The organism is Alcanivorax jadensis T9, from assembly GCF_000756655.1.
Classification (GTDB): Bacteria; Pseudomonadota; Gammaproteobacteria; order Pseudomonadales; family Alcanivoracaceae; genus Alcanivorax; species Alcanivorax jadensis.
In genome coordinates this window covers 1-26,308 of record NZ_ARXU01000018.1, presented here as the reverse complement: position 1 = coordinate 26,308, position 26,308 = coordinate 1, and the positions used below count along the sequence as shown (strand labels likewise).

The window sequence follows — 26,308 nt, the reverse complement described above, 5'->3', positions numbered from 1 at the left end:
CAGCTACCTTCAGGAATTACCGGTCACCTGCTGTCGCCAGCCGTTGCCGGCATCACGACCATGGTCGTGGACATGGCGCAACCACTCGGCCAGGAAACGGTTCCACTGCACTTTTTCATCACGCTGGTGCATATGGCGATTGGGATAGGCATAGCGGGCATTGACCCGCCGAAAAGGACGCGCCTCGGTGACTTCAGCCAGGCGCGCATCGTGATACAGCCGCACGGTCAGGCGTGAGGCCGGCAACACATCCAGCAACTCCTGGTCTTCCAGGCGTACGGTGGTGGTATAAGGGGAGCGTTCCAGCACCCGCAGTTGCAAGGTATGAGTATGCTGGGTGTGACCCAGCTCCACATCCATGCTGTCGCGCTCACCCATGGCGTTCATCAACGGCAGCATGCGGGCGTAGTTTTCCTCGCACTGGCTCATCAGGGCCCGAAAATCCAGCCGGTAGCGATCGCGGCGTTTCATACTCCGTCCCAGGCTGCATCCAGCCGGTCGCGGTGCAGCAGCAGCCACTGCAGAGCAATCAGCGACGCCGCGTTATCCACCAGACCGGACGCCAGCAATTCGGGAATCTCTGCCACCGGCACGGTCAGGGCACGAATGTCCTCACCTTCGTCCGGGCACCCGAAGATACCGCCGGCGTCAGCCAGATCTGCCTGGCCGACAAATACCTGCAGACGCTCATTGGTGCCACCGGGGCTGGGCATATAGGCGGCGATGGTTTCCATCTCGCCCAGGGTAATGCCTGCTTCCTCCATGGCTTCACGGCGGATCAGGTCAGCGGCACTTTCGCCGTCCTTGTCAGCAATGCCGGCGATCAACTCCAGACACCAGGGCGACTGGCGCCATTCCAGCGCGCCCACACGGAACTGCTCCACCAGCAGGATTTCACCCCGGCGGGGATCATAGGGCAGCACCGCCGACGCCTGCGGGCGCACAAACAGCTCCCGGCGTACCGGTTTGCCCCAGCCGCCGCTGTACTGCCGGTGTCTCAGGGTCAGGGTGTCGACACGAAAGAAGCCCTGAAACGGGGTAACCCGTTCCAGCACTTCCACGTCATCGGGGCCGAACAGCGGCTTCAGATCACTCATTGGCTTCATGGTAAAGGGCGCTGCCCTTTTCACGGAACTCCTTGGACTTCTCTTCCATGCCCGCTTCCGCGTCCGCCTGCGCCACCTGCTCCCTGCCATCGCCGTAAATCTCACGGACTTCCTGGCTGATCTTCATGGAGCAGAACTTGGGCCCGCACATAGAGCAGAAATGCGCCACCTTGTGGGCCTGCTTGGGCAGGGTTTCATCGTGGAATTCCCGGGCACGGTCCGGGTCCAGGCCCAGATTGAACTGGTCTTCCCAGCGGAATTCGAAGCGAGCCTTGGACAGGGCATTGTCGCGCAGCTGGGCGCCCGGATGTCCCTTGGCCAGATCAGACGCATGGGCGGCGATCTTGTAGGTGATGATGCCTTCCTTCACGTCTTCCCGGTTGGGCAGACCCAGGTGCTCTTTCGGCGTCACATAGCAGAGCATGGCGGTGCCGTACCAACCGATCATGGCGGCGCCAATGGCGCTGGAAATGTGATCGTAGCCCGGAGAGATATCGATGGTCAGCGGGCCCAGGGTGTAGAACGGCGCTTCGCCACAGTGCTTCAGCTGCTCGTCCATGTTGGCCTTGATCATGTGCATGGGCACGTGGCCTGGGCCTTCGATCATCACCTGCACGTCGTGCTTCCAGGCGATCTTGGTGAGTTCACCCAGGGTGCGCAGTTCGCTGAACTGGGCTTCATCGTTGGCATCGGCAATGGAGCCGGGGCGCAGGCCATCACCGAGACTGAAGGTCACATCGTAGGCCTTCATGATCTCGCAGATGTCTTCGAAATGGGTATAGAGGAAGCTCTCTTTATGGTGCGCCAGGCACCACTTGGCCATGATCGACCCACCGCGAGACACAATACCGGTGACCCGGTTGGCGGTCATCGGCACGTAGCGCAGCAGTACGCCGGCGTGGATGGTGAAGTAGCTCACCCCCTGCTCGGCCTGCTCAATCAGGGTATCGCGGAAGATTTCCCAGGTCAGGTCTTCGGCCACACCGTTGACCTTCTCCAGTGCCTGGTAGATCGGCACCGTACCGATGGGCACCGGTGAGTTGCGCAGAATCCATTCGCGGGTCTCGTGGATATTGTCGCCGGTGGACAGGTCCATCACCGTATCGCCGCCCCAGCGGGTAGCCCAGGTCATTTTGGACACTTCTTCCTCAATGGAAGAGGTCACCGCCGAGTTACCAATGTTGGCATTGATCTTGGTGAGGAAGTTACGGCCGATGATCATCGGCTCGATTTCCGGATGGTTGATATTCACCGGAATCACCGCCCGACCCCGAGCCACTTCGTCACGGACAAATTCCGGGGTGATCTCCGCCGGAATACTGGCACCAAAATCCTGCCCCGGATGCTGGTCCATCGGCAGCCCCGCTTCCCGGTGCTCACGCAACCGCTGATTCTCGCGGATGGCGATAAATTCCATTTCCGGGGTAATGATGCCCTGGCGGGCATAGTGCATCTGGCTCACGTTCTTGCCGGCTTTGGCACGACGCGGAACGCGGGTGTGCTGAAAGCGCAACCCGGCGGTTTTCAGATCCTTGGCGCGCTTTTGCCCGTATTCACTGGTCAAACCCTCCAGTTGCTCGGTATCATCCCTTTCCTGAATCCAGTTCATGCGGATTGGCGCCAGGCCCTGCCGCACATCAATGGTCACATCCGGGTCGGTATAGGGGCCAGACGTATCGTAGACGCTAACCGGTGGGTTATCCTCGAACTTTCCGTCCGCCAGCGGGGTCGGACTCTGGTGTATTTCTCGCATGGGGACACGAATGTCCGGGCGAGAGCCGGTAACATAAATTTTTTGCGAGCCGGCGATAGGCTGGCAAGATTCATCAATCGTATTAGCGGTGATGGGGCGCTGATCGTCTGGCACGTCGGCCTCCGGAAAACATGGGAAAAGACAGGGATGGCGGACACTATACGCCAGCGCCTATCGGCCAAACAACCGCGACACTGGTGTGACAGAAGCCGTATCAATTTTCTGTACCACCCAGTACTATAATGACCAAACTCACCCAGGAAAGAGTGCACCAGAATGAAGCGCAGCCCAACCAAGATCCTCGTTCTCATGCTGACCTCACTGGCCAGTTCCGTCCACGCCGCCGATCTGGTCGAGATCGCCAACGCCGCCTGGAGCTATGACGGCACCTGGCGAGCCGCCCGCATGAGCTGGGACGCGGACCAGCAACTGCTGGTGCAAGGCCGCGCGGCATTGTTCCCCACTGTTTCCGCCACTTACGGCCGGTATGACACAGAGCGTGAATTGAAGGACTTGGGCGTCACCCAGGAATTCGGCACCGAGACCACCACGGTGCAACTGACGCAACCATTGTTCCGCATGGATGCCTGGTACGGCTACAAAGAAGCCAAGTCGAGCACCGATATTGCCCAGGCCAATTTCCAACAGGCCCGACAGGATTTTGTCCTGCGCGTGGCCCAGGGCTACTTCGGTGTCCTGCGCGCCTGGGACACCCTGGTTTCCGCCAAGGCCGAAGAAAAAGCCATCGGCCGACAACTGGAACAGACCCAGGAACGTTTCGATGTGGGACTGGTGCCCGCCACCGATGTGGAAGAAGCCCAGGCCACCTATGACTTGACCCGGGTGAACCTGATTGTCGCCCAGCAACAATATGACATCGCCCGCGATCAGCTTGAATCGCTGAGCGGTCAACGCTGGGAAACCCTCTCTGAACTCAAAGACGAACTGCCCATGAAAGGCCCGCAACCGGCCGACATGAATGACTGGATCGACAAGGCCCAGTCCCAAAACCCCCAGGTTCTGGCCGCCCGGTATAATTCCGAACTGACAGAAAAAACGGCCAAACGCCAGTTGGGAGCCCAGCTTCCCCAGGTTCAATTTGTTGCCCAGTACCAGAACGCCAACTCCATCCCTGAAGACAATAGCGCCACAGGCTTTGCTACCGGGGTCAACCCGGACAGCGACACCAAACAGATCGGGGTAGAAGTCACCATGCCTCTGTTTCAGGGCGGTGGCCTCAACAGCCGTCGCAAAGAAGCCGCCCTGCGTGCAGATGCTGCGGTCTACCAATACCAGCAGGCCCTGCGCGATATCATTCAGCAGTCCCGCAGCGCCTACCGCACAGTGGAGTCCGATGCCCTGCGCGTAAGCGCCCGCAAGCAGGCCATCCGCTCCGCTCGTTCAGCCCTGGAAGCCACCCAATCCGGTTACGAGGTAGGCACCCGTAATGTGGTGGACGTGCTCAACGCCCAGCAGGCGCTGTTCGCCGCCGAACGCGACTACGCCAATGCCCGCTACGACTACATCATCAACTCCCTGACCCTGAAATCCACCACCGGTGACCTTCAGCAGGGAGACCTGGCAGGCATCAACCAGTGGCTCTCGGACACCAACACCCTGAACATCTACCAACCGGATCTGGAAGGCCGCAGCGACGCGCTGGTGCCGGACGCGCGGTACTGAAAGAGCAATGTAGGAGCCATGCTTGAGCGAGGAAAAGGCGTTGCAGCATTCCCCGAATCTCACTTTAGGAATCGGATACGCCTTCTCGCTTTGCGGTGCTTTCACCTCATTTCGAGGGGTTCGCCATGCGAGCATGGCTCCTACAACAGCCCTATCTATAACTGTTCACTAATCAGTTCAAGCCCTTTCTCCAGCGCCCCACGATTGGCTTCCACCACCGCCGCTGCCGCCTGCCCCTGACGCTGGCGTTGTTCCGGATAACGGAACAGCGCCTGCAGGGCGATGGCCAGAGCATCCGCATTATCCACCAGAGCCAGGGCGTCGGCGTCATCCAGCAGTCCGGCGATGGCGGTAAAATTGTGCAGGTGGGGCCCGGTGACGACCGGCTTGCCCCAGCCGGCAGGCTCCAGCAAATTGTGTCCGCCCACCGGCACCAGCGAGCCACCCACAAACGCCACATCCGCGACACCGAACAGCATAAGCAGTTCGCCCATGGTATCGGCCAGGTAAACCCGGGTGTCGGCAGCGATAGCCTCCTGCCTGCTGCGCCGGGCCAGTTCGAGCCCCTGCTGGCGAATCAATTGCGCTACGCTGTCGAACCGTTCCGGATGCCGGGGCACCAGCACCAGCAGCGCATTGGGCAGTACTTGCCGCAATGCCTGGTGGGCTGCCAGTACAGGCTCATCCTCGCCGGGGTGAGTACTGGCAGCGATCCACACCGGTCGCTCGCCAATCTCCCCACGCAAGCTCGCCGCCGCCTGCCGGACCGTATCGTCCAGGCTCATGTCGAATTTCACGCTGCCGATGGCATGCACCCGTTCCGGCCAGGCACCCAGGGCGATATAACGCTCCCGTTCCACCGGCGTCTGCACCGCCAGGGCATCGAAGCGCGCCATCATCGGTCGCACCAGGCGGGGAAGCTTGCGGTAGCCCCGATAGCTTTTCTCCGACAAGCGCCCGTTCATCAACATCAGTTTGGCACCGTGACGTTTCACCGCCGCACACAGGTTCGGCCACAGTTCGGTTTCCAGCACGATCACCGTTTTTGGATCAAAGGCACGCAGGAAGCGATTCAGCGCAGTGGGCAATTCCCAGGGACAATAGACATGGGTCACCCGATCTCCGAACAGGGCTTTCACCCGCTCCGAACCGGTGGGTGTCGTCGTGGTCACCAGCAGTGGCGTATCCGGATAATCCGCCAGCAACCGCTCGATCATCGGCACCGCCGCCAGGGTTTCCCCCACCGACACCGCATGCACCCAGATACTGTTTTTCAGGGTGCCGGGGCGATATCCCCAGGCCATGCGTTCCTTCCAGCGCTGACGATAGGCCGGCGCCTGCCGACCGCGCAGCCACAGGCGTAAAAACAGTAACGGAAGCAGTAAATACCAAAGAAAGGAGTAAAGGGTTTGCATAGGCGCTCTTGTCTCGATGTAAGGACTGCTTGCCTGCATCACGCTACAGGAAAACCAGGGTCATGCCTGTTGCCTGCTTGCGTGCCCGCAGCGCAGCCTATGCTAGCATAGCGGCAACTTTCTCCGATGGTGAGCCATGAATCACTCCCCTCTGAAACCCGACATTCTGATCTTCGGCGGTGGCATTGCCGGCCTGTGGCTGATCAACCGGCTCAACGCCGCCGGTTACCAGTGCCTGCTGCTGGAAACCGACACCCTGGGCGGCGACCAGACCCTGGCCAGCCAGGGCATTATCCACGGCGGCCTCAAGTATGCCCTGAGCGGCAACCTGTCCAGTGAATCGGAATCCATTGCCACCATGCCGGACCGGTGGCGCGCCGCCATGGCCGGCGACGATCCGGTGGACCTGCGCCAGCTGCAAGTGCTCAGCGATACCCAGCACATGTGGTCCAGTGGCTCGGTGGCCTCGCGCATGACCAACTTCTTCGCCAGCAAGATGCTGCGCGGGCGCATCGAAAAACTGAAGCGGGACCATTTCCCTTCCGCCCTGGCGGACAAAGCCTTCAAGGGCAATGTCTACAAGCTGGATGACCTGGTCATCAATACCGAATCACTGATCGACGCCCTGGCCGCGCCGGTGCGTGAACGCCTGCTGGCCTTCGATATGGGACGCGATACCCTGGAATGGGGAGAGAAAGGGCTGAATGCGGTGACCGTCAATGGCCAGCGTATCGAACCGGCCCTGACCATCCTGTCCGCTGGCAATGGCAACCCGGCACTGCTGGACGGCGCCCATCAGGCCCATCTGCTGCCCGAGGAACACAGCCAGTTACGCCCGCTGAAAATGTTGCTGGTGAAACACGACCTGGGCCACCGCCTTTACGCCCACTGCGTCGGCACCAGCAACAAGCCGGTGCTCACCGTGACCACCCATGACTGCCCGGATGGCAAGGTGGTCTGGTATCTGGGCGGCGACCTGGCCGAGCGCGGCGTGGAACGCAGCGATCAGGAACAACTGGCCGCCGGCCGTGCCGAAATAAAGCAGCTGTTTCCCTGGCTCGATTTCAGCCAGGCCGAGTTTGCCGTCCTCAACGTGACCCGCGCCGAACCGAAACAACAGGCGCTGGTAAAACCGGACAACGCCTACGCCCACCGCGATCACAACCTGATCGTCGCCTGGCCCACCAAACTCACCCTGGCCCCGGATCTGGGCGACAGAGTGATGGCACTGGTGGAAGAGAGCGGGCTGGAGCCGGGGGCACCGTTAACGGTACCGGCAGAGCTGGAACAGGCGCCCATGGGTGTGCCGTACTGGCACCGCTGTTTTTAATTACCCTCTGTAGGAGCGCCGCTTGAGGCGCGAAACTGCTTGCGACGGCTTTCCCAAGTACAATTCGCGCCTCAAGCGGCGCTCCTACAGCGAGAATGTTTCAGGAGTCTTAATGTCCTTCATGCGCCCGCTGGGCAACACAGGGTTAACCGTCAGCGCTCTCGGTCTGGGCACGGTGAAGATCGGCCGCGACAAGGGGGTGAAATATCCTGGCGCCTTCACCATTCCCGATGACCGGGCAGTAATAGAACTGATCGCCCAGTCCCGGAATCTGGGCCTGAACCTGATCGACACGGCACCGGCCTATGGCCGCAGCGAAGAGCGACTGGGGCAACTGCTGCAGGATCGCCAGCACTGGGTCATCGTTACCAAGGTGGGCGAGGAATTCGACAACGATAGCGGCGACAGCCACTTCGATTTCTCCCCGGAGCATGTGCGCACCTCGGTGGAACGCAGCCTCAAGCGACTCAACACCGACTACCTGGATTGCGTGCTGGTGCATTCCGATGGCAACGATCTGGATGTCCTCAACATGGGCACCCTGGATGCACTGAACGATCTGAAGAAGGCCGGCCTGATCCGCGCCACCGGCATGTCCAGCAAAACCGTGGCCGGCGGCATCGACACCCTCAACCAGGCGGACGTGGCCATGGTCACCTACAACCTGACCCATGATGAAGAGCTACCGGTGATCGAACATGCCGCCGCCCGGAACAAGGGCATCCTGATCAAGAAAGCCTTTGCCAGCGGCCATCTGCACAACCAGGGGAAGGACCCGGTGCAGGAAAGCATGAACAAGATCCTTGGCACCGCTGGCGTCGGCAGTATTATAGCCGGCACCATCAACCCGCAACATCTGCGGGAGAACGTGGAAAAAGCACGCCGCGCCTGCGGCGAATAACAAAAAAAGGAACCCCTATGCGCAGGTTGCTCAGTATCGCGCTGTTATTACTGGCCTCAAGCAGCCAGGCCGACAAGGTCTATCTTCTGAAAACCGCACCCAGCGGCTGCCAGGCCGGCGATACCGTCACCATAGAAACCGGCGGCAAACTCCAGGGGCTGTTTTTCAGTGACGCCTGGATCGAAAACAACGCCAAAAAGAAACTGTTCAAGGCCGTCAAAAAAGCCGATGGCAACCGGGCAGTATTGAAAGACCGGCGCGTATTTCTGATGGACAACCATCATCGCGGCATTCAACGCATGGAGCTGGAAGCGTGGACGTGGCGCTGTGAAGAACCATTAAAAATGGATAATGAATAATTGATAATGGAAAGCCGCCGGGTTTCGAGACCGCAGATTGCGTTGCAAGCGCCGCGCGTGCGCTGACCTTACCTGACTGGTGTAGGGTGGGTTAGCCGGAAGGGCGTAACCCACCAGTTAACCCACCGCTTCTAATGGCTGCACGCCCAGCGCCACCGACGCCGCCTGATGCCCTTGCCAATAGCCCTGTTCCAGCTTCTGTCCATTGGTGGTCAAGCGGTTCACGGGAAAATCCCGATCCGGCGCGATCACGGTTATCCGACAATCCGCCGGCGGGTTATCGATGAATTCCAGCGCGTCATTGTAGGCTTGCGAGCGTTTGAGCATACCCGCATACAACCCCGGCATATCCTTGACCCAGGGTTTCAGCAACGGCGTCAGCGCGCTGGGCTTCTTGCGATACCCCTGATGCCGGGACAGCACCACAGTGATATCCCTGGCGCCCTGCTCATAGGCCCAACGCACCGGAATGGAATCGCCCAGCCCGCCATCGGTCATGGGATGCCCGTTCACCGTGGGAAATTGACGGTAGGCAAAAGGAATGGAGCAGGACGCTGTCATGATCTCATTCAGATTATCCGGCGTCGCCTGATGGTAGCGAGGCGCACCATCTTCCACCGAGGTGGTGACCACCCATAGCGGCGTCTGCGACTGCCAGTGCCGACCCAGGCTGAGCGGCACATCCTGCAAGGATTGATGCCATAACCAGTGCACGTCACACAGATGACCGCCGCTCATAAAGCGCTGCCAGTTGATGAACTCTGCACGGCAGGCGTGATCGGTAATGATGTGCCGACTGCGCCCATGATCTCCGGCCAGGTAACCAATCAGATTGGTAGAACCGGCGGACACCCCCACCGCAAAATCGAATTCCCGGTAATCTTTTTCCAGAAAGGCATCCAGCACCCCGGCGGCAAAAATGCCGCGCATGGCGCCCCCTTCCACAACCAGAGCTCGCGAGGACATGCACGCCTCCTGTTTGATCCGACATCCTTGTCCACTCTGCCAACACACGGCCAAAAGCGGAAATAGCACCTCACTTTTCCCGCCATCGTTACCGGCAATGGCAGCGACTTGCCGCCACGCAACCTTTTGCACTCTTACGGCGCAGCTGCATCAGCGTGGCGCATACCAGCCTGACGGTTGCAGCCGATAACGTCAGCCATCAGAGATTTAACTTTTGTAAAAACAGCCACTTAAAATATTTTTATCGGCTTGGCACCGCCTTTGCACAAGTCCGCATACCAACTTGTGTACAACCAGGTGTGCAAACGAATGATTGGCTGGACTCTTCAACAATGGCAGGCGGCCTACCGCAGCGGTGACCTCACCCCGGTACAGGCCATGAAACAACTGGTAACGCGGCTGCACGACAGCGAGCGTGCCCTGTGGATTCACCTGCTGGACGAGTCCTCTCTGCTTGCCCAGGCCAACGCCCTGACCGACCCGGATCTGCCTTTATATGGCGTTCCCTTTGCGGTGAAGGACAACATTGATGTGGCCGGCATTGCCACCACCGCCGCCTGCCCCGCCTTTGCCTACACGCCGCAGGAAGACGCCACCGTGGTCAGACTACTGCGCGAGGCCGGCGCGATTCTGGTGGGCAAAACCAACTTGGATCAGTTCGCCACCGGGCTGGTTGGCACCCGCTCCCCCTATGGTGAGGTGCCCAACCCGTTCAACCCCGACTACCTCAGTGGCGGCTCCAGTTCCGGGTCTGCAGTGAGTGTCAGCCTGGGGCTGGTGCCCTTCTCCCTGGGTACTGACACCGCTGGCTCCGGGCGCATTCCCGCCGCCTTTACCAATACCGTGGGCCTAAAACCCACCCGCGGTGCCGCCAGCACCAAAGGTGTTGTGCCAGCCTGTCGAACACTGGACTGTGTCAGCGTCTTTGCCCTGAACGTGGAAGACGCCCAGACCGTTTACCGCATCATCGGCCAGTTCGATAGCGACGATGCCTACTGTCGCCAGGCACCCTCTCGACAAAGCACCAGGCTTCCGTCCCGCCCCCGACTGGGCATCCCCAAAGACCTGCCCTGGTTCGGTGATACCCGGGCGAAAGCGCTCTGGGAGCAGCAACTGGAAAGCCTCAGCCGCATTGCCGAACTGGTTACCGTGGACACCATGGTGCTGCAGGATGCTGCCGCCCTCCTCTATCAAGGACCCTGGGTCGCCGAACGCTTCACCGTCACCGAAGCCCTGCTGCACAAGCAGCCCGACGCGGTGTTGCCGGTTATTCGCAACATCCTCGAGCCCGCCGCACAACTCACCGCCGTTGACAGCTTCCGCGCCCAATACCGGCTCGCCGAACTCAAGCGACAGTCCGACACTCTGCTGACCGAGGTGGATGCTCTGCTGCTACCCACGGCGCCGGGCATCTACACCCGCGACGCAGTACGCAACGACCCCATCACCCTGAACAGCCAACTGGGCACCTGGACCAACTTCGTCAATCTGCTGGACCTGTGTGCCCTGGCATTACCCGGCGGCTTTCGTGATGACGGCCTGCCCGGTGGCTTCACCCTGATCGCCCCGGCCTGGCACGACCATGCCCTGGCCGACTTCGGGCAACGCTGGCAACAACACCAGCCCTGGCAGGCCGGCGCCACCGGACTGGATCTGCCCGCACCACAAACACCCACCACCATTGACGATGACAACACCATCACCGTGGCCGTAGTGGGCGCCCACCTCACCGGCATGCCACTCAACAGCCAGCTCACCGAGCGTGATGCGGTGCTGCTGGAAGCCACTCACACCGCACCCTGCTACCGCCTCTACGCCCTGGCCAACACAGTGCCCGCCAAGCCCGGCCTGATCCGCAATGAAAAGGACGGCGGCACCAGCATTCCCATCGAACTGTGGCAGATGCCCATCGAACACTTCGGCAGCTTTGTCGGCCTGATCCCCGCCCCGCTGGGCATTGGCAGCCTGGAAACCGTGGAGGGTCGCTGGGTGAAAGGGTTTATCTGCGAGCCCTGGGCTATCGACGACGCCACCGACATTACCGAACTGGGCGGGTGGCAACACTATATCGATTCACTGAATCAGACCGCTCCCCGATAAGGATAGGCCGCTGCATAGTGAAACAGATGGAGACACTCTCATGACCCGATATTCCGGCAACAGAGATCCCAGTCTGGCAGAACAAATATACATACGACTCAAGCAAGACATCTTTAATTATCGTCTGCTGCCCGGAGACCGTTTCACCGAAAACCATATAGCCGAACAAATGGGCTCCTCACGCACCCCAGTTCGCGAAGCGTTATTTCGTTTACAGCGTGAATCGTATGTGGATGTGCTGTTCCGCAGCGGCTGGCAGGTGAAACCGTTTGATTTTCGCTATTTCGAAGAACTCTACGGTGTTCGCACCGTTCTCGAATGCGCAGCAGTAGATACCCTCTGCCAGCTCCCAAGGGGAGCTGCAGCAAACCAAACGCTGCAGCAACTGAAGCAACAATGGAGCCTATCACCCATCGAAAGACCAACAGACGGCCCTGCTGTCAGTGTCATGGACGAGAACTTCCACGGCCAACTTGTCGCCGCCGCGGGCAACCGGGAAATGGAACGCATTCATCAGGATCTTACCGAACGACTGCGTATCATCCGGCGCCTGGATTTCACCCAGCAAGACCGCATTGCAGCGACCTATGACGAACACGCCGCCATCCTCAAGGCCGTTGAGAATGGCCAGGCTGAAGATGCCAAGCATCATCTGCAGAGCCACATCGAATCCTCCCGACATGCCGTCCGCAACATTACCCTGCACATGCTGCAGGAAGCCCATGCTAACAATCAGAACACTGCTGCAATCAGAAGCCATATTCATAGGGGAGGGGCCACTACCGCCGCAATACCACAGCCGGATACCTCTTCCTGAATCACCGCTTTCACGGTTTACTCCTGTGCGTGATTTCGTCTGACAGCTTACACTGGGCGCTTTCCCAACGAACAGGCGACCTTGATGCTCAACCGCATGACCCAACTGTTCCCGCTCTGGGCCCTGCTGTTTTCCCTGCTGGCCTACTGGCAACCAGCCCTGCTGGTCGGCGGCAAAGACGCTATTGTGCCATTGCTCATGCTGATCATGTTCGGCATGGGCCTGTCGCTCACCTGGGAGGATTTTCAGCGGGTGCTACGCCAGCCGGGCATTATCGGCCTGGGGCTGCTGCTGCAATACAGCCTGATGCCGCTGCTCGCCTTTGCCATCGGCATCGCCCTGCAGCTTCCCCAGGAATTACTGGTGGGGCTGGTGCTGGTGGGTGCCTGTCCTGGCGGCACCGCGTCCAACGTGATCGCCTATCTGGCGCGGGCGGATGTAGCTCTGTCAGTGGCCATTACCTTTGCCTCTACCCTGGTGGCGGTGGTTGCCACGCCATTGCTGACCTGGGTGTATCTGGGGGAACGCATCCCGGTGCCCATTGATGGCATGCTGATTTCGTTGCTGCAAATCGTGCTGCTGCCAGTCACCGTAGGCTGTTTCCTCAATACCCGCTTTGCCCGCCAGCTGGCACCGCTACGGGATGTCTTTCCGCTGGTTTCTGTGGCCGCCATTGTGGTGGTGATCGGGATTATCGTGGCCTTGAACCAGGGGCGCATTGCCCAGGCAGGCATGGCCATCTTTATTGCAGTGGTGGCCCACAACGGTCTCGGCCTGGCCAGCGGCTACGGCATCGCACGGCTGTTGCGCCTGGATAAAAAGCGCGCCCGCACCCTCGCCATTGAAGTGGGCATGCAGAATTCCGGGCTGGGAGTGGCTCTGGCGGTGAAGCACTTCAGTGCCATGGCCGCGCTACCCGGTGCGCTATTCAGTATCTGGCACAATTTTTCCGGATCCTTCCTGGCCACAATCTGGCAACATGATACTTCTGGTTCAAACATTTGTAGCGACAACGAATAGCATCATTAGCAAAATCACTTGGGAGCAAGGCCCTGCCCATAAAAAAAGCGGACCAGAGGCCCGCTTTGATATTGCTCACAACCTGAATCAGTCGATCACGCTGCTACCCGCTCCAGCGCTGATATCCTTCAGGATAACCGTTCCCGTGGCCGAACCATCGGACACCCAAGGCTCCAAGCCTGAACTGCCATCATTCGCAATGAACAGGTACTTACTGCCCAGCTCACCATTCACGGTGGGAGGCACCTGATACATAAACGCCAGCGGGAAAGGCTCCGAACCTGCACCCGCCGCAGTATCATTGATATCCTTGACCAGCTCCGTCCCCTGCGAGGTGCCATCGGTCTTCCACAGTTCGGTACCGAAATCACTGCCACCGGCGCCCTCGGTATCCGCCGCAAAGAACACCGTACCGTTAGCCTCCACCATGGAGAAGGCTTGAACATCAGAGAAGGAGTAATCTCCGCTACCAAGCAGTGCGGCAGGAGAGCCTGCAGAGCCATTTGTGTTATCAATGCGCAGAAGATACGGGGTTGACCCTGGATCCGCGTACATGAACACACCAAGTGACGTGCCTACCAGGTCATCATTATAAGGACGACTGCCTTCGCCGCCGGTCAGTCTAACGACGGAACTGCCATCATATTCGAAGATATGCAGGTCCGGGACACTCGCGCCCGCATCCGCAACGAAATACACCTTGCCGTTGCTGGTCACCACATTCTGGGTGATATCCAGTCGCACGTTGAAGCCGTTATTAACAAAGACAATTTCCTCGATATTGCCATTCTTATCCAGCTCGTAAAGGCGGGTTTCAGCATCAGTGGCGTTGAAACGCCCGGTAAACAGCAGCTTGCCGTTATATCCCAGCCAATCATCATCGCCAATCAGTTCCGGGTATTTCGCCAGAGAGCCGCCGGTGATGGTGCCGTTATTGGTGGCAATCTTTGCGGTTCCTGCCGCAGTACCATCGGTGAAGTAGACATCTCCGGCATCCTGATCAAAGAAGAACAGGCCGCCATCCACCGGGGTCAGGGACTCAGGATCATCATTGCTGGTCGGGCTGCCATCAATAGTCGACGTCAGTGCTTCTACCGCACCGGAAGCAGGATCGAAAACCACCAGCTCGCGGCCCACACCACTGGCGTCATCCACCACCGCATTCATAAACAACTTCCCTGCCGCCGGCACCATATTGTGCGGCTGGGCGCTGCCATTGGCGTAGATGTCCGCCACACGCTCTGTCCCCGCACCGGAGCCGTCGGTGGCCCACAGCTCCACATCGCCGTTGCTGTCCTTGCCTGCAAAATAGAAGGTGCCGCCCAGCTCCGCCATGTAACCACTGCCGAAGCGGCCCACTTCAAAACCGTTGTTATTGTCATCAACAATCTTGCTGGTGCCGGCAGGGGTACCGTCCGTTTTGTAAAGGTATTCCGTGGGAAGCGCCGCCCTTGCCGTGGCACGGAGCACCGCAATGGCGCCGGCGCTTTCAGCCGCAGGAAATACCACAAAGCCATTGCCCCCTTCTGCCACGGTGGTGCCACCGCCGCCAGAGCTGGAAGAACCGCCACCACAGGCGGTCATCATGGTGGCCACGCCGATGGCGGCAGCCAGTTGAGTGAGTTGCTTGTTGATCATTACGTTTACCCCGATTAGTGACTCATCCCAGAGAGACGCTCATTAGAGCATCGGGGGGAACGCCGCTTCTTCACCCTGATGGGTGAATTTCACCGGGAGCCACTTACACGCCGTCATAATCGGGCTAGACTGGTCGTCGTCATTTTACAAACCTGCCAGCCATGCCAGAAACCCTTCGTCGTGCGGTGACGGAAAATCGCGAACGCATCCTTCAAGAGCGCCACAACCTGTTCATGGAAGAGGTGGGGTCACGCATGGTGCTGTCGTTTTTTATTGCGGCGGCACTGCCATTATTTTTTCTGGAGATGCGTACCGAACCGCCCTTTATCGGCTGGTATACCGTGCTGCTTTGTGTCGCAGCACAATCGCTTTTCCTGATCCGGTTTTACAACGCCCATCGGGAACACGAAGCGCCTAAAACCCGAAAATGGCATCGACTAAACCTCTACCTGGCCATGATCTGGGCGATGCTCTGGTCAAGTTTCCCTTATCTCTTCCTGCAAGGGGCCACGCCGGTAACCCTGCTGACCTGTCTGGTTATCCTGTCGGTGGCCACCTCGATTCCGTCCGTGTCCATGGGGGTGTATCCGGATATTTTTATCGGCTTCATTACTCCGGTCTATCTGGCCTGGCTGGCCTTTATTCTGGTTTACGTACCGGAGGCGCCCGGGATCATCAAAATGATCCCGCTAATCAATCTGATTTTCATGGTGCTGTTCAGCCTTTACATCCACCGCTCACAAATCAGCACCATTGCCCTGCGCATTGAAGCCGAACAGGCCAGTGAACGCGCCAGCAAGGCCAGCGAAAGCAAGACCCGCTTTCTCGCCGCGGCCAGCCACGATCTGAGGCAACCGCTGCAGGCGGCCACCTTGTATGCCGCCATGCTGAAAAACAATGCCGCCCCACAACCCGAGATCGTCGCCAAACTGGATACCGCCATTGCCTCCTGCAATGAACTGCTGGGGCACTTGCTCATGCTGTCACGCTTGCAGTCACAGCGACTGAAACCGCGTAAGCGTATTATCAATCTGCTCAATACCCTGCAGCCGATCCTTGATGAGGTACGCCCCCAGGCAAGCGCCAAGCAATTGACGGTGATCATCGAAAACCTGGCCGGCCAGCATATTTTCACCGATGGCATCATGTTCGCCCGCATTGTTCGCAACCTGGTCAGTAATGCCCTCAAGTACACCGAACAGGGCCATATCCGTATCGTCGCCCGGCAGCAAGACAAACAATTGTTGCTGGACATCGAGGATACCGGCATCGGCATTGACGACATTTACCAGTCTGACGTGTTTGAGGAATTCATGCAGATAGACAATGACCAACGTTCGATCCAGAACGGACTGGGGTTGGGCTTGGCCATTGTCAGCCGGCTGGGTGCCCTGTGCGAGATCCCGGTGCAAATGCGGTCTCGGAAGGGGGAAGGCACCACCTTCACCTTGACGTTACCGGCGGCGGCCACCTGCCTGCCGCCGCCCGCTGACAACGTGGTCAATGCGCTGCCGCTGTTTGAAACACTGACAGTGCTGTTGATAGATGATGACAAACGCGTCACGGAAGCCCTGAGCGGGTTGCTGGGCAGCCTGGGCGCAACGGTATCTGCTCACCATGCACTGGAACCGGCCATGCAGGCACTGAAAGAGCGCGGTTCACCGCCGTCAGTGGTGATCACCGATGATCAGATTGGGCCGCATACCAATGCTGGCTCGGTGATCGAAGCTGTCACCGCCTTATTTCGTCAGCCCGTGCCAACACTCATCATTACCGGCAACACCAATCCGGATTTTATCCAGACTCTGCCTGATGACATCGATGTGCTGTTCAAGCCGGTTGCCGCTGATACCCTGACCGCAAAACTGGAGGAAATGCTCGCGCCCAGCAGCGTAGCCTAAAGCAGCCCCATCTGACGGGCTTTTTCGATACAGGCAGTGCGGTTGGGCACATCCAGTTTTTCGTAGAGCAGGCGCAGGTGGGTCTTGATGGTGTTCACGCTGACAAACAGCTGGCGGGCGATTTCCTTGTTGCCATGGCCATCTTGAAGCATGGCCAGAATGGCAAGTTGCTGACGAGTGAGGGTGAGCGCTTCTTCCGGGGCAGTGCCGGCCATCAGCCGGAAGGATTCAGAAAAATAGCTACGGCCAGTCATGACTTCACGAATGGCAAACAGGATCTGTTCTACCGATTCACTTTTGTCCACGAAGCCATTGACCTTCAACTGCACGGCCCGGCGCACAGTGGTTTCTGTGGCAGAGCCAGAACACACCAGCACTTTAGCCTCGCCCATCAGGCGGCCAATCAAGCTCCACAGAGTAAGCCCATCCAGATCAGGCATGGACTGATCAAGAATCACGAGATCATACGCCGGTAATAATTGGCGATTATCCAGCAACCACTTTGGCTGTTCGCAAGTGGTAATACTCGCCTCTGCATAGGCATGCTTGAGCGTGATGCTTAACGCATCAGCAAACAGCTGATGATCGTCCACAATCAAAATCTTCAACGGTACTGCCTTATCCCGATCCTGGTTATAAGCTTATTAGACAGTGAAGATTATTTCCACGGCAAGTCCTTGCATTCAACGAGCACAACCGCGCCGCGACGGCACAACGATAGATCGACAAGGCCTTTCGAGCGGATTTTACGGCGCAAGCCGCTCCCTCACCCAACTCCCGTCCGCCTGTTTGCGGTAACGGAAACGGTCATGCAGTCGGCTTGGCCGACCGTGCCAGAACTGGATTTCCGTGGGCGTGATGCGATAGCCACCCCAGTTGGCAGGTCGGGGCACTGGCGCTTCCGGGTGCTGCTGTTGCAAGGCTTCCACTTCCGCTTCCAGCCATTCCCGGCTGGTCGGCTGGCTTTGCGGGGAAATGGCCGCGCTGATCTGGCTGGCGTAGGGGCGCGACGCAAAGTAGCTTTCCGATTCCTCTTCATCCACCTTGCTGGCTTCACCGATCACAATCATCTGCCGGTCAAAGGGCTGCCAGAACATGGTGAACGATACCTTGGCGTTGGCCGCAATCTCCTCGCCCTTGCGGCTGTCGTAATGGGTAAAAAAGGTAAAGCCGCCCCCTTCGATCCCTTTCAGTAATACCACCCGGGTAGAGGGTTGGCCGTCAGCACTGACCGTGGCCAGGGTCATGGCGTTGGGCAGCGGGAACCCGGCTTCGATGGCTTCATCCACCCAGCGCCGGGCCTGCTCTACGGGATTGTCGTGGAGGTGCCCTTCGCTAAGGCCCTCGGCATGATATTCTTCGCGTACGTCTTTCATGGTCTCCCCGGCGTTCAGACTGAGCAAACAGTATAGCGCCGCTACCGTGAAGACACCGAACCGGGATCAAGAAAACCATGCTGGATACCTCCGCAGAAAACCGCCGCCGCCATTCCCTGGACCCACATCAGCCGGTGTGGCTGTTTGGCTATGGTTCGCTGATCTACAAGGCGGACTTTCCCTTTCTGGAACGACGGCCCGCGACCATCCACGACTGGGCACGCCGTTTCTGGCAGGGATCCCATGACCATCGTGGCACCCCTGACCGCCCCGGCCGGGTGGTCACCCTGATTCAGACACCGGGCGCCCTCTGTACCGGCATGGCGTATCGGATTACCCCGGATGTGTTCGAGCATCTCGACCATCGGGAGAAAAACGGTTACCTGCGCTTTCGCACCCCGCTCACCTTTGCCGACGGGGATCAGGCGGACGGTCTGGTCTATATTGCCACCGAGGATAATGCCGCTTTTCTCGGACAGACCGACGAACTGCTGATTGCCCGTCACATCGCCACCAGCCAGGGCCCCAGCGGCAGCAACCGGGATTATCTGCTGCAGCTGGCCGAGGCGTTGCGGGACATGGACGCTGACGACGACCATGTCTTTACCATCGAACGGCACCTGCTGAGCCTGTAGGCTTTGCCGTCTCCCCTCACACCGCCTGCATATACCGATCCCAATAGCCTTGCTGCGGCTCGATCTGCTCCACCACATCCACCCACAAACCGGACGGGTCACGCAGGCCGAAGCGGCGCTGGCCGAAAGGCTCGTCGCTGAGCGGGTAGTCCACCTGGCCGTCACTGGCTTGGAAATCCGCCAGCGCCTGACGGGCATCCTCCACTTCGATCTCCAGGCACAGTCCCTGCCCGCCAAAGGTCTCCGGGCCCGGTGGGGCGGAGGGATGATCCGGGCTCATGAACGCCACCACGCTGCCCTGCTGCTCGTCCCCCAGCAGCACAAACCAGTCGCTGTCGAACAGCACATCCAGGCCGAAATGCTGTTGCCAGAAATCCCGGCAGGCCACTTTATGCTCGGTGACCACGATGGGGTAACGGTCGCTGATCTTCATCTGATACCTCCTTGTGAATAAAACAGACAAGTAGTTTGTTTTGAGTAAATAAAAACAAACTGGTAGTCTGTTTGTCAACCAGAAGAGGACATCATGGCTACCAATGCCCAACGTCGCGCCCAGACCCGCGGCTGCCTGATCAATGCCGCCCGCCATTTGTTTGCCGAACAGGGCTACGCGGACACCAGCACGGAGATCATTCTGTCCGGTGCCGGGGTGACCCGGGGCGCCATGTACCACCATTTCCGCAACAAGGCGGAGCTGTTCGAAGCGGTTTGCGATCTGCTCAGCCGGGAAGCCATGGCAGCCATCGAGAAAGCCGTCGCCGGGCAGCGCGGCAGCCTGGCCACCCTGAAGGCTGGCAGCCTGGCCTGGGTGGATTTCATGGCCCGGGACGATGTGCGACGCATCCTGGTCGTCGAAGCCCCCTCGGTGCTGGGTCAGGAGCGTTGGCGGGCCCTGGACGAGCGTTACAGCTTCCCGCTGTTGCGTGAGGGCATTCGCGAAGCCATGGAAGAAGGCGCCCTGCACTTTTCCGGCAGCGCCGAAGGACTGACCGTGTTGCTCAACGGCGCCATGAATGCGCTGGTACTGAATGATCCCTGGGCCGAGAATCTGCCCCGCTTGCGCCAGGATCTGCTGGCGCTGTTCGATTGCTTTAGTGGAGAGACCCCATGAGCGCTTGCCCCTGCCAGTCCGGACTGGACTACGCACACTGTTGCCAGCCCCTCCACCAGGGCAAGCCGGCAGCCTCACCGGAAGCGTTGATGCGTTCGCGGTTTTCCGCCTTTGCGATGAAAAATACCGACTACATCGCCCGCAGCTGGCACCTGAGCCAGCGCCCTGTCGGGCTGGACCTGGATGACGACCAGCAGTGGCTGGCTCTGGAGATCATCGCCAGTGGCGAAAAGGGAGATACTGGCTGGGTACACTTTTGCGCCACCAGCAAGGATCGTCAGGGCTTGAGCGTACTCGAAGAACGCTCGCGTTTCGTGCGCGAAAACGGCCACTGGTATTACCTGGACGGCACACCCTCAGTCAGCGCATTAAAGCGTGGCAGAAATGATCCCTGCCCCTGCGGTAGCGGCAAGAAATTCAAGAAGTGTTGCGGGTGATGATCAGCTTCTAGCTACCAGGGACGAGCTACAAGACAGAAAAAAATAGTGGAATTACTTCGTAGCTCGTAGCTAATTCTCTCCCGTCACGAAAACCGCAACAAGCCATCCTCCACCGGCTCTTCCAGTAAAATATGCTTATCCTTGCCGTAATGGTTGACCACCTTCCACGGGTGATGTCTCCCCTGGCGCGGCAGTTTATGGCTTGAACGTTTCACGTACCCGGAGGCCAGGGCGTCCATGATGGATCTGTCTGCCAGGGTCAGATCGCTGTCCCCTTCCGGGGTGACGACCGTCAGCCCTTCCGCGTCCATGTAATTGAGCAAGCGGCAAATATAGGCCGAGGCGATATCCGCTTTCAGGGTCCAGGACGCATTGGTATAACCGAATATCCAGGCCATGTTCGGTACGCCTTCCATCAGTACGCCCTTGTAAGTCATCCGCTCACTCACATCCAGGGGCTCGCCATCCAGGGACAGGCTCATTCCCCCCAGCACCTGCAGGTTCAGACCGGTGGCGGCAATGATGATATCCGCGTCCAGTTCGCGGCCGGATTTGAGACGAATACCGTTTTCCGTAAAGGTATCGATATGGTCGGTCACTATGTCGGCTTTGCCTTCGCGCAAATCCCGGAACAGATCCGCATCCGGCACCGCACAGAGCCGTTCATCCCAGGGCTGATAAACGGGCTGAAAATGTGTCATGTCGAAATCTTTCCCCACATGACGTTTCACGTTGGACAGCAGTAGCTTGCGGGTAAAGTCGGGATACTTTTTCGCGATCACATAGATCAGTCGCTGCAACTTGATATTACGCCAGCGGGCCATGCGGTAGACCCAACCGGACGGCAACACACGATCCAGTAATTCAGAAAACTTGTCGTAGGCGGGAACAGAAAAGATATAGGACGGTGATCGCTGCAGCATGGTGATGTGCGACGTTTCTTCCGCCATGGCCGGCACCAGTGTCACCGCTGTCGCACCGCTGCCGATCACCACCACCTTCTTGTCGCGGTAATCCAGGTCTTTGGGCCATTGCTGCGGGTGCACGCAGGTACCCTGAAACCGGTCCATACCGGGAAACTCCGGCAGATAACCCTGATCATAATTATAGTAACCGGTGCAGCCGATCAGAAAACGGGACAGAAAGGTTTCCGTTTCCCCGCTGTCTTCGCGCTCCGCCGTTACAGTCCAGCGATTCTCCGAGGAGGACCAGGCCGCCCCGGTGACCTTCAGACCATAATGAATATGCGGGCTGACCCTGTATTCATCGGCGGTCTCGTGAATATAGTTGCGAATGGATGGCCCGTCCGCCAGCACCTGCAGTTCATTCCAGGGGCGGAACCCATAGCCGAAGCTGAACATATCCGAATCGGAACGAATGCCGGGATAGCGAAACAGATCCCAGGTGCCGCCCATGGCCTGACGCCGCTCCAGAATGGCAAAAGTCTTGCCGGCGCATTCTTTCTGCAGGTGACAGGCGGCGCCGATGCCGGAAAGCCCGGCGCCGATGATCAGCACATCAAATTCGTGGTGGCTACTGTTTTTCTCCATCCGTTGTCTCCCGAAAAATCCGCGAAAACCCGGCCCTGTCGCTTCTTCTGCGGCAACAGTGTCGCTTCCTTTCCCTCCCTATCCCAACGTAATTTATCGCCGTTAACAATCTTTTTATTCGCACCACCGCACTGCAAATTCTTTCCGCGAAAAGCCCCGCAAGGTTGCCAAGTTAATACAAACCATGGCTTGGCCATCCGCAATATTGGGTATAGCTTAAAACTGAAACCGTGATTTCATCGCGGCGCATGACATGAGCCTTTGCCGCCACGTTGAAATCAGCGATTAAGGTTCAAAGTGATAACTTTGCATGCAGGGTGGAGACATGAAATCAGCAGAACAAACCACCGCTTTTACAGACTGGCATGACGGCAAACGTTACCTATGGTTACTCAGCCCCGCCATTCCGGTACTGGCTGTGTCGTTTCTACTCATCTACATGTTTATCTGGGACTGGCCCGGCCTGCTCTGGGGCGGCCCCCTGTTGGTGTACGGCCTCATTCCCCTGGCCGACTGGGTCATCGGCACCGACACCAACAACCCGCCGGAATCTGCCGTCCCGCAACTGGAAGACGACAAGTATTATCGCCTGATCGTCTATGCCTATATCCCAACGCAATATCTCGCCACCATTATGGGCGCCTGGCTGGTAGCCCAGGGACAAACGCCGATGTGGGGATTGGTAGGCCTTGTCTTCAGTGTCGGCGCGGTGAACGGCATCGCCATCAACACCGCCCACGAACTGGGCCACAAGAAAACCAAAACCGAGCGCTGGCTGGCCAAGATCACCCTGGCACCAGTGGCCTACGGGCATTTCTTTGTGGAACACAACAAGGGCCACCACAAGAACGTGGCCACGCCGGAAGACCCGGCCAGTGCCCGCATGGGTGAATCCTTCTGGCGGTTCCTGCCGCGCACCATGATCGGCAGCGTCAAATCCGCCTGGCACATCGAGGCCCAGCGTCTGGAGCGTTGCGAGGATCCGCTGTGGTCGTTGAAAAACGAAAACCTGCAGGGCTGGTTGATGACAGTGTTGCTGTTCGGGCTACTGACCCTGTGGCTGGGCTGGATTGTGCTGCCTTTCCTGCTGTTGCAAGCGTTCTACGGCGCCTCCCTGCTGGAGGTAATCAATTACATGGAACACTACGGGCTGCTGCGCCAGAAGAAAGCCGACGGCCGCTATGAGCGTTGCGAACCAAGACACTCCTGGAACAGCAACCACATCGTGACCAACCTGTTCCTCTATCAACTGCAGCGCCATTCTGATCACCACGCCAACCCGACCCGGCGTTTCCAGGCGCTGCGCCACTTTGATGACAGCCCACAACTGCCCTCGGGTTATGCCTCCATGTTGATGCCGGCCTACATTCCTTTTGTCTGGTACCAGAAGATGGACCCGCTGGTATACCAGCACTACAAGGGTGACCTGACCCAGGCCAACCTGCAGCCGGGCAAACGGGAAAAGCTGCTGAAGAAATGGCAACAGCCGGCGGTGACCTATCACAGCGCCGACTCGGAACCGGATGTGGCGGAAGGCGCGGTGGCGGAAGCCCATCAGGCGGAGCAGGAAATCGACACCCCACACCAGTTCCAGTGCCCCAATTGCGGCTATGTGTATGACGAGAGTCGCGGCGAAGAAAAGGAAGGTTTTGCGCCGGGCACCCGCTGGCTGCAAATCCCCAATGACTGGCCGTGCCCGGATTGTGCGGTGCGCGAAAAAGTGGATTTTGTCCTCAGGAAACACTGAGAGGACAACCCCGGCGAACCTAAATATCCCCCCCGTGTACGCCGGGGTCTTTTACAGCGCCCCCTCCTTGCGCATGGCGAGAGGGGGCATTCCAAACCAGCGTCGAAAGGTTCGGCTGAAGTTGGATGTATCCTGGTAGCCAAGCTTTTCGGCGATGCGCTCTATGGGCAACTGGGTTTCCGTCAACCACCAGGCTGCCAACTCACTGCGCACATCATCCAGCAATTGCTGATAACGGGTGTCTTCCTCTTTCAACTTGCGGATCAGGGTGCGGGGCGACATGGCAAATTTTTCCGCCATGATTTCCAGGGAAGGGAACTCACCCTGACAATCCAGTAGCACCAGGCTGACCTGTTGACTGAACGGCCCGCCTTTTTCCAGTTGTTTGAGCTGGTGTTCACAATCACGAATGGCATTGCGGTGCATGGCCGGGTCTGCGGTCAGGCAAGGAGATGCCAGTTGCTCTGCTGGCACCTCAATCAGAAAGCACTCCGCATCAAACGCCACCGGACAGCCAAGCAAACGTTCATAGTGCTCCGCCCAGGCCGGGCGCTCGAAAGGCAGGTGGACCCGGGCGCCACGGGAGCGGCCGGTGGACACCGCATCGGTCATCTGGAAAAAACTGCCCAGCAGGGCACCGAGCAAAAATTCCCGGCAGTCACCCAGGTCCGTTTGTTCCTTCAGCTGTAGCCGACCCCAGCCATCCTGCTCTTCAAAGGTTAGCTCGATCAGCTGCAGGCGCACCCCCACAAAGCGGGCCACCACAGACAACAATGTGCGTATATCCGGCGCCGAGGCGACCGCATAACCCAGAGCGCCGTGCGATGACACCGGCGTATTGCCGCCAATCTTCACCCCGATCCAAGGCTCCTGGGTCAACCGCAAGGCCCGACGGATCAACCGCGACAGCTGCTCCAGGCTAAGATAGCGATGCTCACTCAACAATTCCTGCCAGGCCAGCCGGGTACCGGAAAAGATATCCCCATCGCAGAAGCCCTCCCGCTTCAGGTGCGCGCAGAGCACACGGCTGTAGGTCGGATGAATGGCCGGCTTCAACCGGTCCATTTCCCCAAGCGCCATCGGATCCTCTTCTGTCAGTGAGTGAGTCCCTAGCCTACCCCTAAACGCCCTGTTTAATCTGTCACTTTATGACGATTTTTTGCCACCTCTAGGGGTGCTCGCCCCGGTCTTTCCGGAACACTATGAAGAAACTCAGATACCACCAATAACCAATGAGGTCATACCATGAGTCAAGCTGGCGTATTTGTCGGCCCTTCCGGCGTCGAGTACCGCGATCGCAAGCGGCACCTGTGGATTGTGTCTCTCTTTGTTCCGGGCACCGTTTTCCTCGGCCCGCTATTGGTGATGGCAACCGGAGAGCCCTGGCTGCTGTGGTTACCACTGGCATTCTATTATCTGGCTATTCCGCTGCTTGATATGCTGATTGGCCAGGACCGCAGCAACCCGCCGGAAGAGGTGGTGCCACAGCTGGAAGCCGACCTGTTCTATCGGCGAATGACCTATGCCCTGGTGCCGATCCTGCTGAGCGCGTACCTGTTCGGCATGTGGTTTGTTGGCACCCACTCACTTCCACTACATGGCATCATTGCCATGGTACTGCTCACCGGCACCATCTGCGGTGCCGCCGGTATCAACCTGGGCCATGAGCTGGGCCACAAGAAAACGCGCACCGAGCGCTGGCTGGCCAAGCTGGTACTGGCGCCGGTGGGCTACGGCCACTTCCCCATTGAGCACAACAAGGGCCACCATCGTGATGTGGCCACCCCGGAAGACCCGGCATCCTCTCGTCTGGGAGAATCCATCTGGAAGTTTGCCCTGCGGGAAATTCCCGGCACCATGAAGCGGGCCTGGCACCTGGAAAAAGCGCGGCTGCACAAGGAAGGCAAATCCGTGTGGTCCCTGGACAATGAGATTCTGCAACCGGGTGTGCTAAGCCTGATCATCTGGGGCAGCATCATCGCCCTGTTTGGCTGGAAAATGCTGCCCATTATTGCCGCCGCTACCTTGTGGTCCTACCTGCAGCTGACCTCCGCCAATTACGTGGAACACTACGGTCTGCTCCGCCACAAGGATGCCAATGGTCGCTATGAACGCACCCAGCCGCACCACAGCTGGAACAGCAACCACATGTTCTCCAACTGGGCATCTTTTCATTTGCAGCGCCACTCAGATCATCACGCGCACCCCGCACGCCGTTACCAGAGCCTGCGTCATTTCGAGGGCCTGCCGACGCTCCCCAACGGCTACTTCGGTATGTTCCTGATCAGCTATATACCGCCGCTGTGGTTCAAGGTCATGGACCGACGCATGCTGGAACACGCCGGTTATGAAGCCGCCAACATCAACTTTGATCCGGCACGGCGCGATGCACTGATTCGTAAATACCAGATCAAACAGACCACCTAGGGAGCCTTTGAATAACTCCTTGCATGCTCAGTC

24 protein-coding genes are annotated in these 26,308 nt (G+C 58.8%); 13 read left to right on the top strand and 11 right to left on the bottom strand.

Annotation, left to right across the window (positions count from 1 at the left end):
• Positions 1 to 9: 9 nt before the first annotated feature.
• From T9A_RS16010 to thiC, 3 genes are read right to left on the bottom strand one after another with little or no spacing between them, the layout of a single operon-like run.
• Positions 10 to 471, bottom strand: coding sequence for a DUF1249 domain-containing protein (locus tag T9A_RS16010; RefSeq protein ID WP_035250486.1), 462 nt, complete (start codon positions 469 to 471; stop codon positions 10 to 12).
• Positions 468 to 1,097, bottom strand: a complete 630-nt coding sequence (locus T9A_RS16005; RefSeq protein ID WP_035250484.1) for an NUDIX domain-containing protein — start codon at positions 1,095 to 1,097, stop codon at positions 468 to 470. The genes T9A_RS16010 and T9A_RS16005 overlap by 4 nt, the downstream gene beginning before the upstream one ends.
• Positions 1,090 to 2,973, bottom strand: a complete 1,884-nt coding sequence (thiC, locus tag T9A_RS16000; protein WP_035250482.1) for a phosphomethylpyrimidine synthase ThiC — start codon at positions 2,971 to 2,973, stop codon at positions 1,090 to 1,092. The genes T9A_RS16005 and thiC overlap by 8 nt, the downstream gene beginning before the upstream one ends.
• A 162-nt stretch (positions 2,974 to 3,135) precedes the next feature.
• On the opposite strand from thiC, the gene T9A_RS15995 reads away from it, so the two are divergent.
• Positions 3,136 to 4,542, top strand: a complete 1,407-nt coding sequence (locus T9A_RS15995) for a TolC family outer membrane protein (RefSeq protein ID WP_035250480.1) — start codon at positions 3,136 to 3,138, stop codon at positions 4,540 to 4,542.
• Positions 4,543 to 4,697: 155 nt separating this feature from the next.
• Here the strand turns inward: T9A_RS15995 and waaA are convergent, their stop codons facing one another.
• The gene (gene waaA / locus T9A_RS15990; RefSeq protein ID WP_035250477.1) at positions 4,698 to 5,957 is read right to left on the bottom strand and encodes a lipid IV(A) 3-deoxy-D-manno-octulosonic acid transferase; all 1,260 of its coding nucleotides are present in this window, start codon (positions 5,955 to 5,957) and stop codon (positions 4,698 to 4,700) included.
• A 136-nt stretch (positions 5,958 to 6,093) separates the two neighbouring features.
• Here waaA and T9A_RS15985 point away from each other — a divergent pair, with 136 nt between their 5' ends.
• From T9A_RS15985 to T9A_RS15975, 3 genes are all read left to right on the top strand, one after another.
• Positions 6,094 to 7,287: an FAD-dependent oxidoreductase gene (locus T9A_RS15985; RefSeq protein ID WP_035250474.1), complete on the top strand. Its 1,194-nt coding sequence runs from the start codon at positions 6,094 to 6,096 to the stop codon at positions 7,285 to 7,287.
• Between the two features lie 112 nt (positions 7,288 to 7,399).
• Positions 7,400 to 8,188, top strand: a complete 789-nt coding sequence (locus T9A_RS15980) for an aldo/keto reductase (protein ID WP_035250471.1) — start codon at positions 7,400 to 7,402, stop codon at positions 8,186 to 8,188.
• Positions 8,189 to 8,205: 17 nt separating this feature from the next.
• A complete protein-coding gene (locus tag T9A_RS15975) occupies positions 8,206 to 8,547 on the top strand; it encodes a hypothetical protein (RefSeq protein WP_035250468.1) in 342 nt (113 codons plus the stop codon).
• A 117-nt stretch (positions 8,548 to 8,664) separates the two neighbouring features.
• On the opposite strand, the gene T9A_RS15970 is transcribed toward T9A_RS15975, so the two are convergent.
• Entirely contained in the window at positions 8,665 to 9,513 is an 849-nt protein-coding gene (locus T9A_RS15970) for a patatin-like phospholipase family protein (protein WP_156964925.1), read from the bottom strand.
• A 309-nt stretch (positions 9,514 to 9,822) separates the two neighbouring features.
• On the opposite strand from T9A_RS15970, the gene atzF reads away from it, so the two are divergent.
• The 3 genes from atzF to T9A_RS15955 all read left to right on the top strand — a co-directional run bounded on the left by atzF (position 9,823) and on the right by T9A_RS15955 (position 13,450).
• A complete protein-coding gene (gene atzF, locus T9A_RS15965) occupies positions 9,823 to 11,613 on the top strand; it encodes an allophanate hydrolase (RefSeq protein ID WP_035250465.1) in 1,791 nt (596 codons plus the stop codon).
• A 40-nt stretch (positions 11,614 to 11,653) separates the two neighbouring features.
• A complete protein-coding gene (locus T9A_RS15960) occupies positions 11,654 to 12,430 on the top strand; it encodes a GntR family transcriptional regulator (protein WP_084573538.1) in 777 nt (258 codons plus the stop codon).
• Between the two features lie 84 nt (positions 12,431 to 12,514).
• On the top strand, positions 12,515 to 13,450 hold the full coding sequence (locus tag T9A_RS15955) for a bile acid:sodium symporter family protein (protein ID WP_035250461.1): 936 nt from the start codon (positions 12,515 to 12,517) through the stop codon (positions 13,448 to 13,450).
• Positions 13,451 to 13,537: 87 nt separating this feature from the next.
• Here the strand turns inward: T9A_RS15955 and T9A_RS15950 are convergent, their stop codons facing one another.
• Positions 13,538 to 15,088 carry a hyalin gene (locus T9A_RS15950; protein ID WP_035250458.1) on the bottom strand — a complete coding sequence of 517 codons (1,551 nt, stop codon included), beginning with the start codon at positions 15,086 to 15,088 and terminating at the stop codon, positions 13,538 to 13,540.
• A gap of 161 nt (positions 15,089 to 15,249) precedes the next feature.
• Here T9A_RS15950 and T9A_RS15945 point away from each other — a divergent pair, with 161 nt between their 5' ends.
• The gene (locus tag T9A_RS15945; RefSeq protein ID WP_035250456.1) at positions 15,250 to 16,989 is read left to right on the top strand and encodes an ATP-binding response regulator; all 1,740 of its coding nucleotides are present in this window, start codon (positions 15,250 to 15,252) and stop codon (positions 16,987 to 16,989) included.
• Here T9A_RS15945 and T9A_RS15940 read toward each other — a convergent pair.
• Positions 16,986 to 17,597, bottom strand: a complete 612-nt coding sequence (locus T9A_RS15940; protein ID WP_035250453.1) for a response regulator transcription factor — start codon at positions 17,595 to 17,597, stop codon at positions 16,986 to 16,988. The genes T9A_RS15945 and T9A_RS15940 overlap by 4 nt on opposite strands.
• A gap of 138 nt (positions 17,598 to 17,735) precedes the next feature.
• Positions 17,736 to 18,365, bottom strand: a complete 630-nt coding sequence (gene pdxH, locus T9A_RS15935) for a pyridoxamine 5'-phosphate oxidase (protein WP_035250448.1) — start codon at positions 18,363 to 18,365, stop codon at positions 17,736 to 17,738.
• A gap of 77 nt (positions 18,366 to 18,442) precedes the next feature.
• On the opposite strand from pdxH, the gene T9A_RS15930 reads away from it, so the two are divergent.
• Entirely contained in the window at positions 18,443 to 19,000 is a 558-nt protein-coding gene (locus tag T9A_RS15930; protein ID WP_035250446.1) for a gamma-glutamylcyclotransferase, read from the top strand.
• 16 nt (positions 19,001 to 19,016) lie between these two features.
• Here T9A_RS15930 and T9A_RS15925 read toward each other — a convergent pair whose 3' ends face one another.
• Complete coding sequence (locus tag T9A_RS15925) at positions 19,017 to 19,433, bottom strand: VOC family protein (RefSeq protein WP_035250443.1); 417 nt, start codon at positions 19,431 to 19,433, stop codon at positions 19,017 to 19,019.
• A gap of 93 nt (positions 19,434 to 19,526) precedes the next feature.
• On the opposite strand from T9A_RS15925, the gene T9A_RS15920 reads away from it, so the two are divergent.
• Complete coding sequence (locus tag T9A_RS15920; protein WP_052043109.1) at positions 19,527 to 20,111, top strand: TetR/AcrR family transcriptional regulator; 585 nt, start codon at positions 19,527 to 19,529, stop codon at positions 20,109 to 20,111.
• Entirely contained in the window at positions 20,108 to 20,548 is a 441-nt protein-coding gene (locus T9A_RS15915) for a YchJ family protein (protein WP_035250441.1), read from the top strand. Before T9A_RS15920 ends, T9A_RS15915 begins: the two co-directional genes overlap by 4 nt.
• Positions 20,549 to 20,634: 86 nt before the next feature.
• On the opposite strand, the gene T9A_RS15910 is transcribed toward T9A_RS15915, so the two are convergent.
• On the bottom strand, positions 20,635 to 22,101 hold the full coding sequence (locus T9A_RS15910; RefSeq protein WP_035250438.1) for a flavin-containing monooxygenase: 1,467 nt from the start codon (positions 22,099 to 22,101) through the stop codon (positions 20,635 to 20,637).
• A 325-nt stretch (positions 22,102 to 22,426) separates the two neighbouring features.
• Here T9A_RS15910 and T9A_RS17405 point away from each other — a divergent pair, with 325 nt between their 5' ends.
• Positions 22,427 to 23,848 (top strand): fatty acid desaturase, encoded by a 1,422-nt coding sequence (locus T9A_RS17405; RefSeq protein WP_035250435.1) that lies wholly within the window; start codon positions 22,427 to 22,429, stop codon positions 23,846 to 23,848.
• A 51-nt stretch (positions 23,849 to 23,899) separates the two neighbouring features.
• Here T9A_RS17405 and T9A_RS15900 read toward each other — a convergent pair whose 3' ends face one another.
• A complete protein-coding gene (locus tag T9A_RS15900; RefSeq protein ID WP_035250432.1) occupies positions 23,900 to 24,928 on the bottom strand; it encodes an AraC family transcriptional regulator in 1,029 nt (342 codons plus the stop codon).
• A gap of 165 nt (positions 24,929 to 25,093) precedes the next feature.
• Between T9A_RS15900 and T9A_RS15895 the strand changes: the two genes are divergently transcribed.
• Entirely contained in the window at positions 25,094 to 26,275 is a 1,182-nt protein-coding gene (locus T9A_RS15895; protein ID WP_035250429.1) for an alkane 1-monooxygenase, read from the top strand.
• Positions 26,276 to 26,308: the final 33 nt, after the last annotated feature.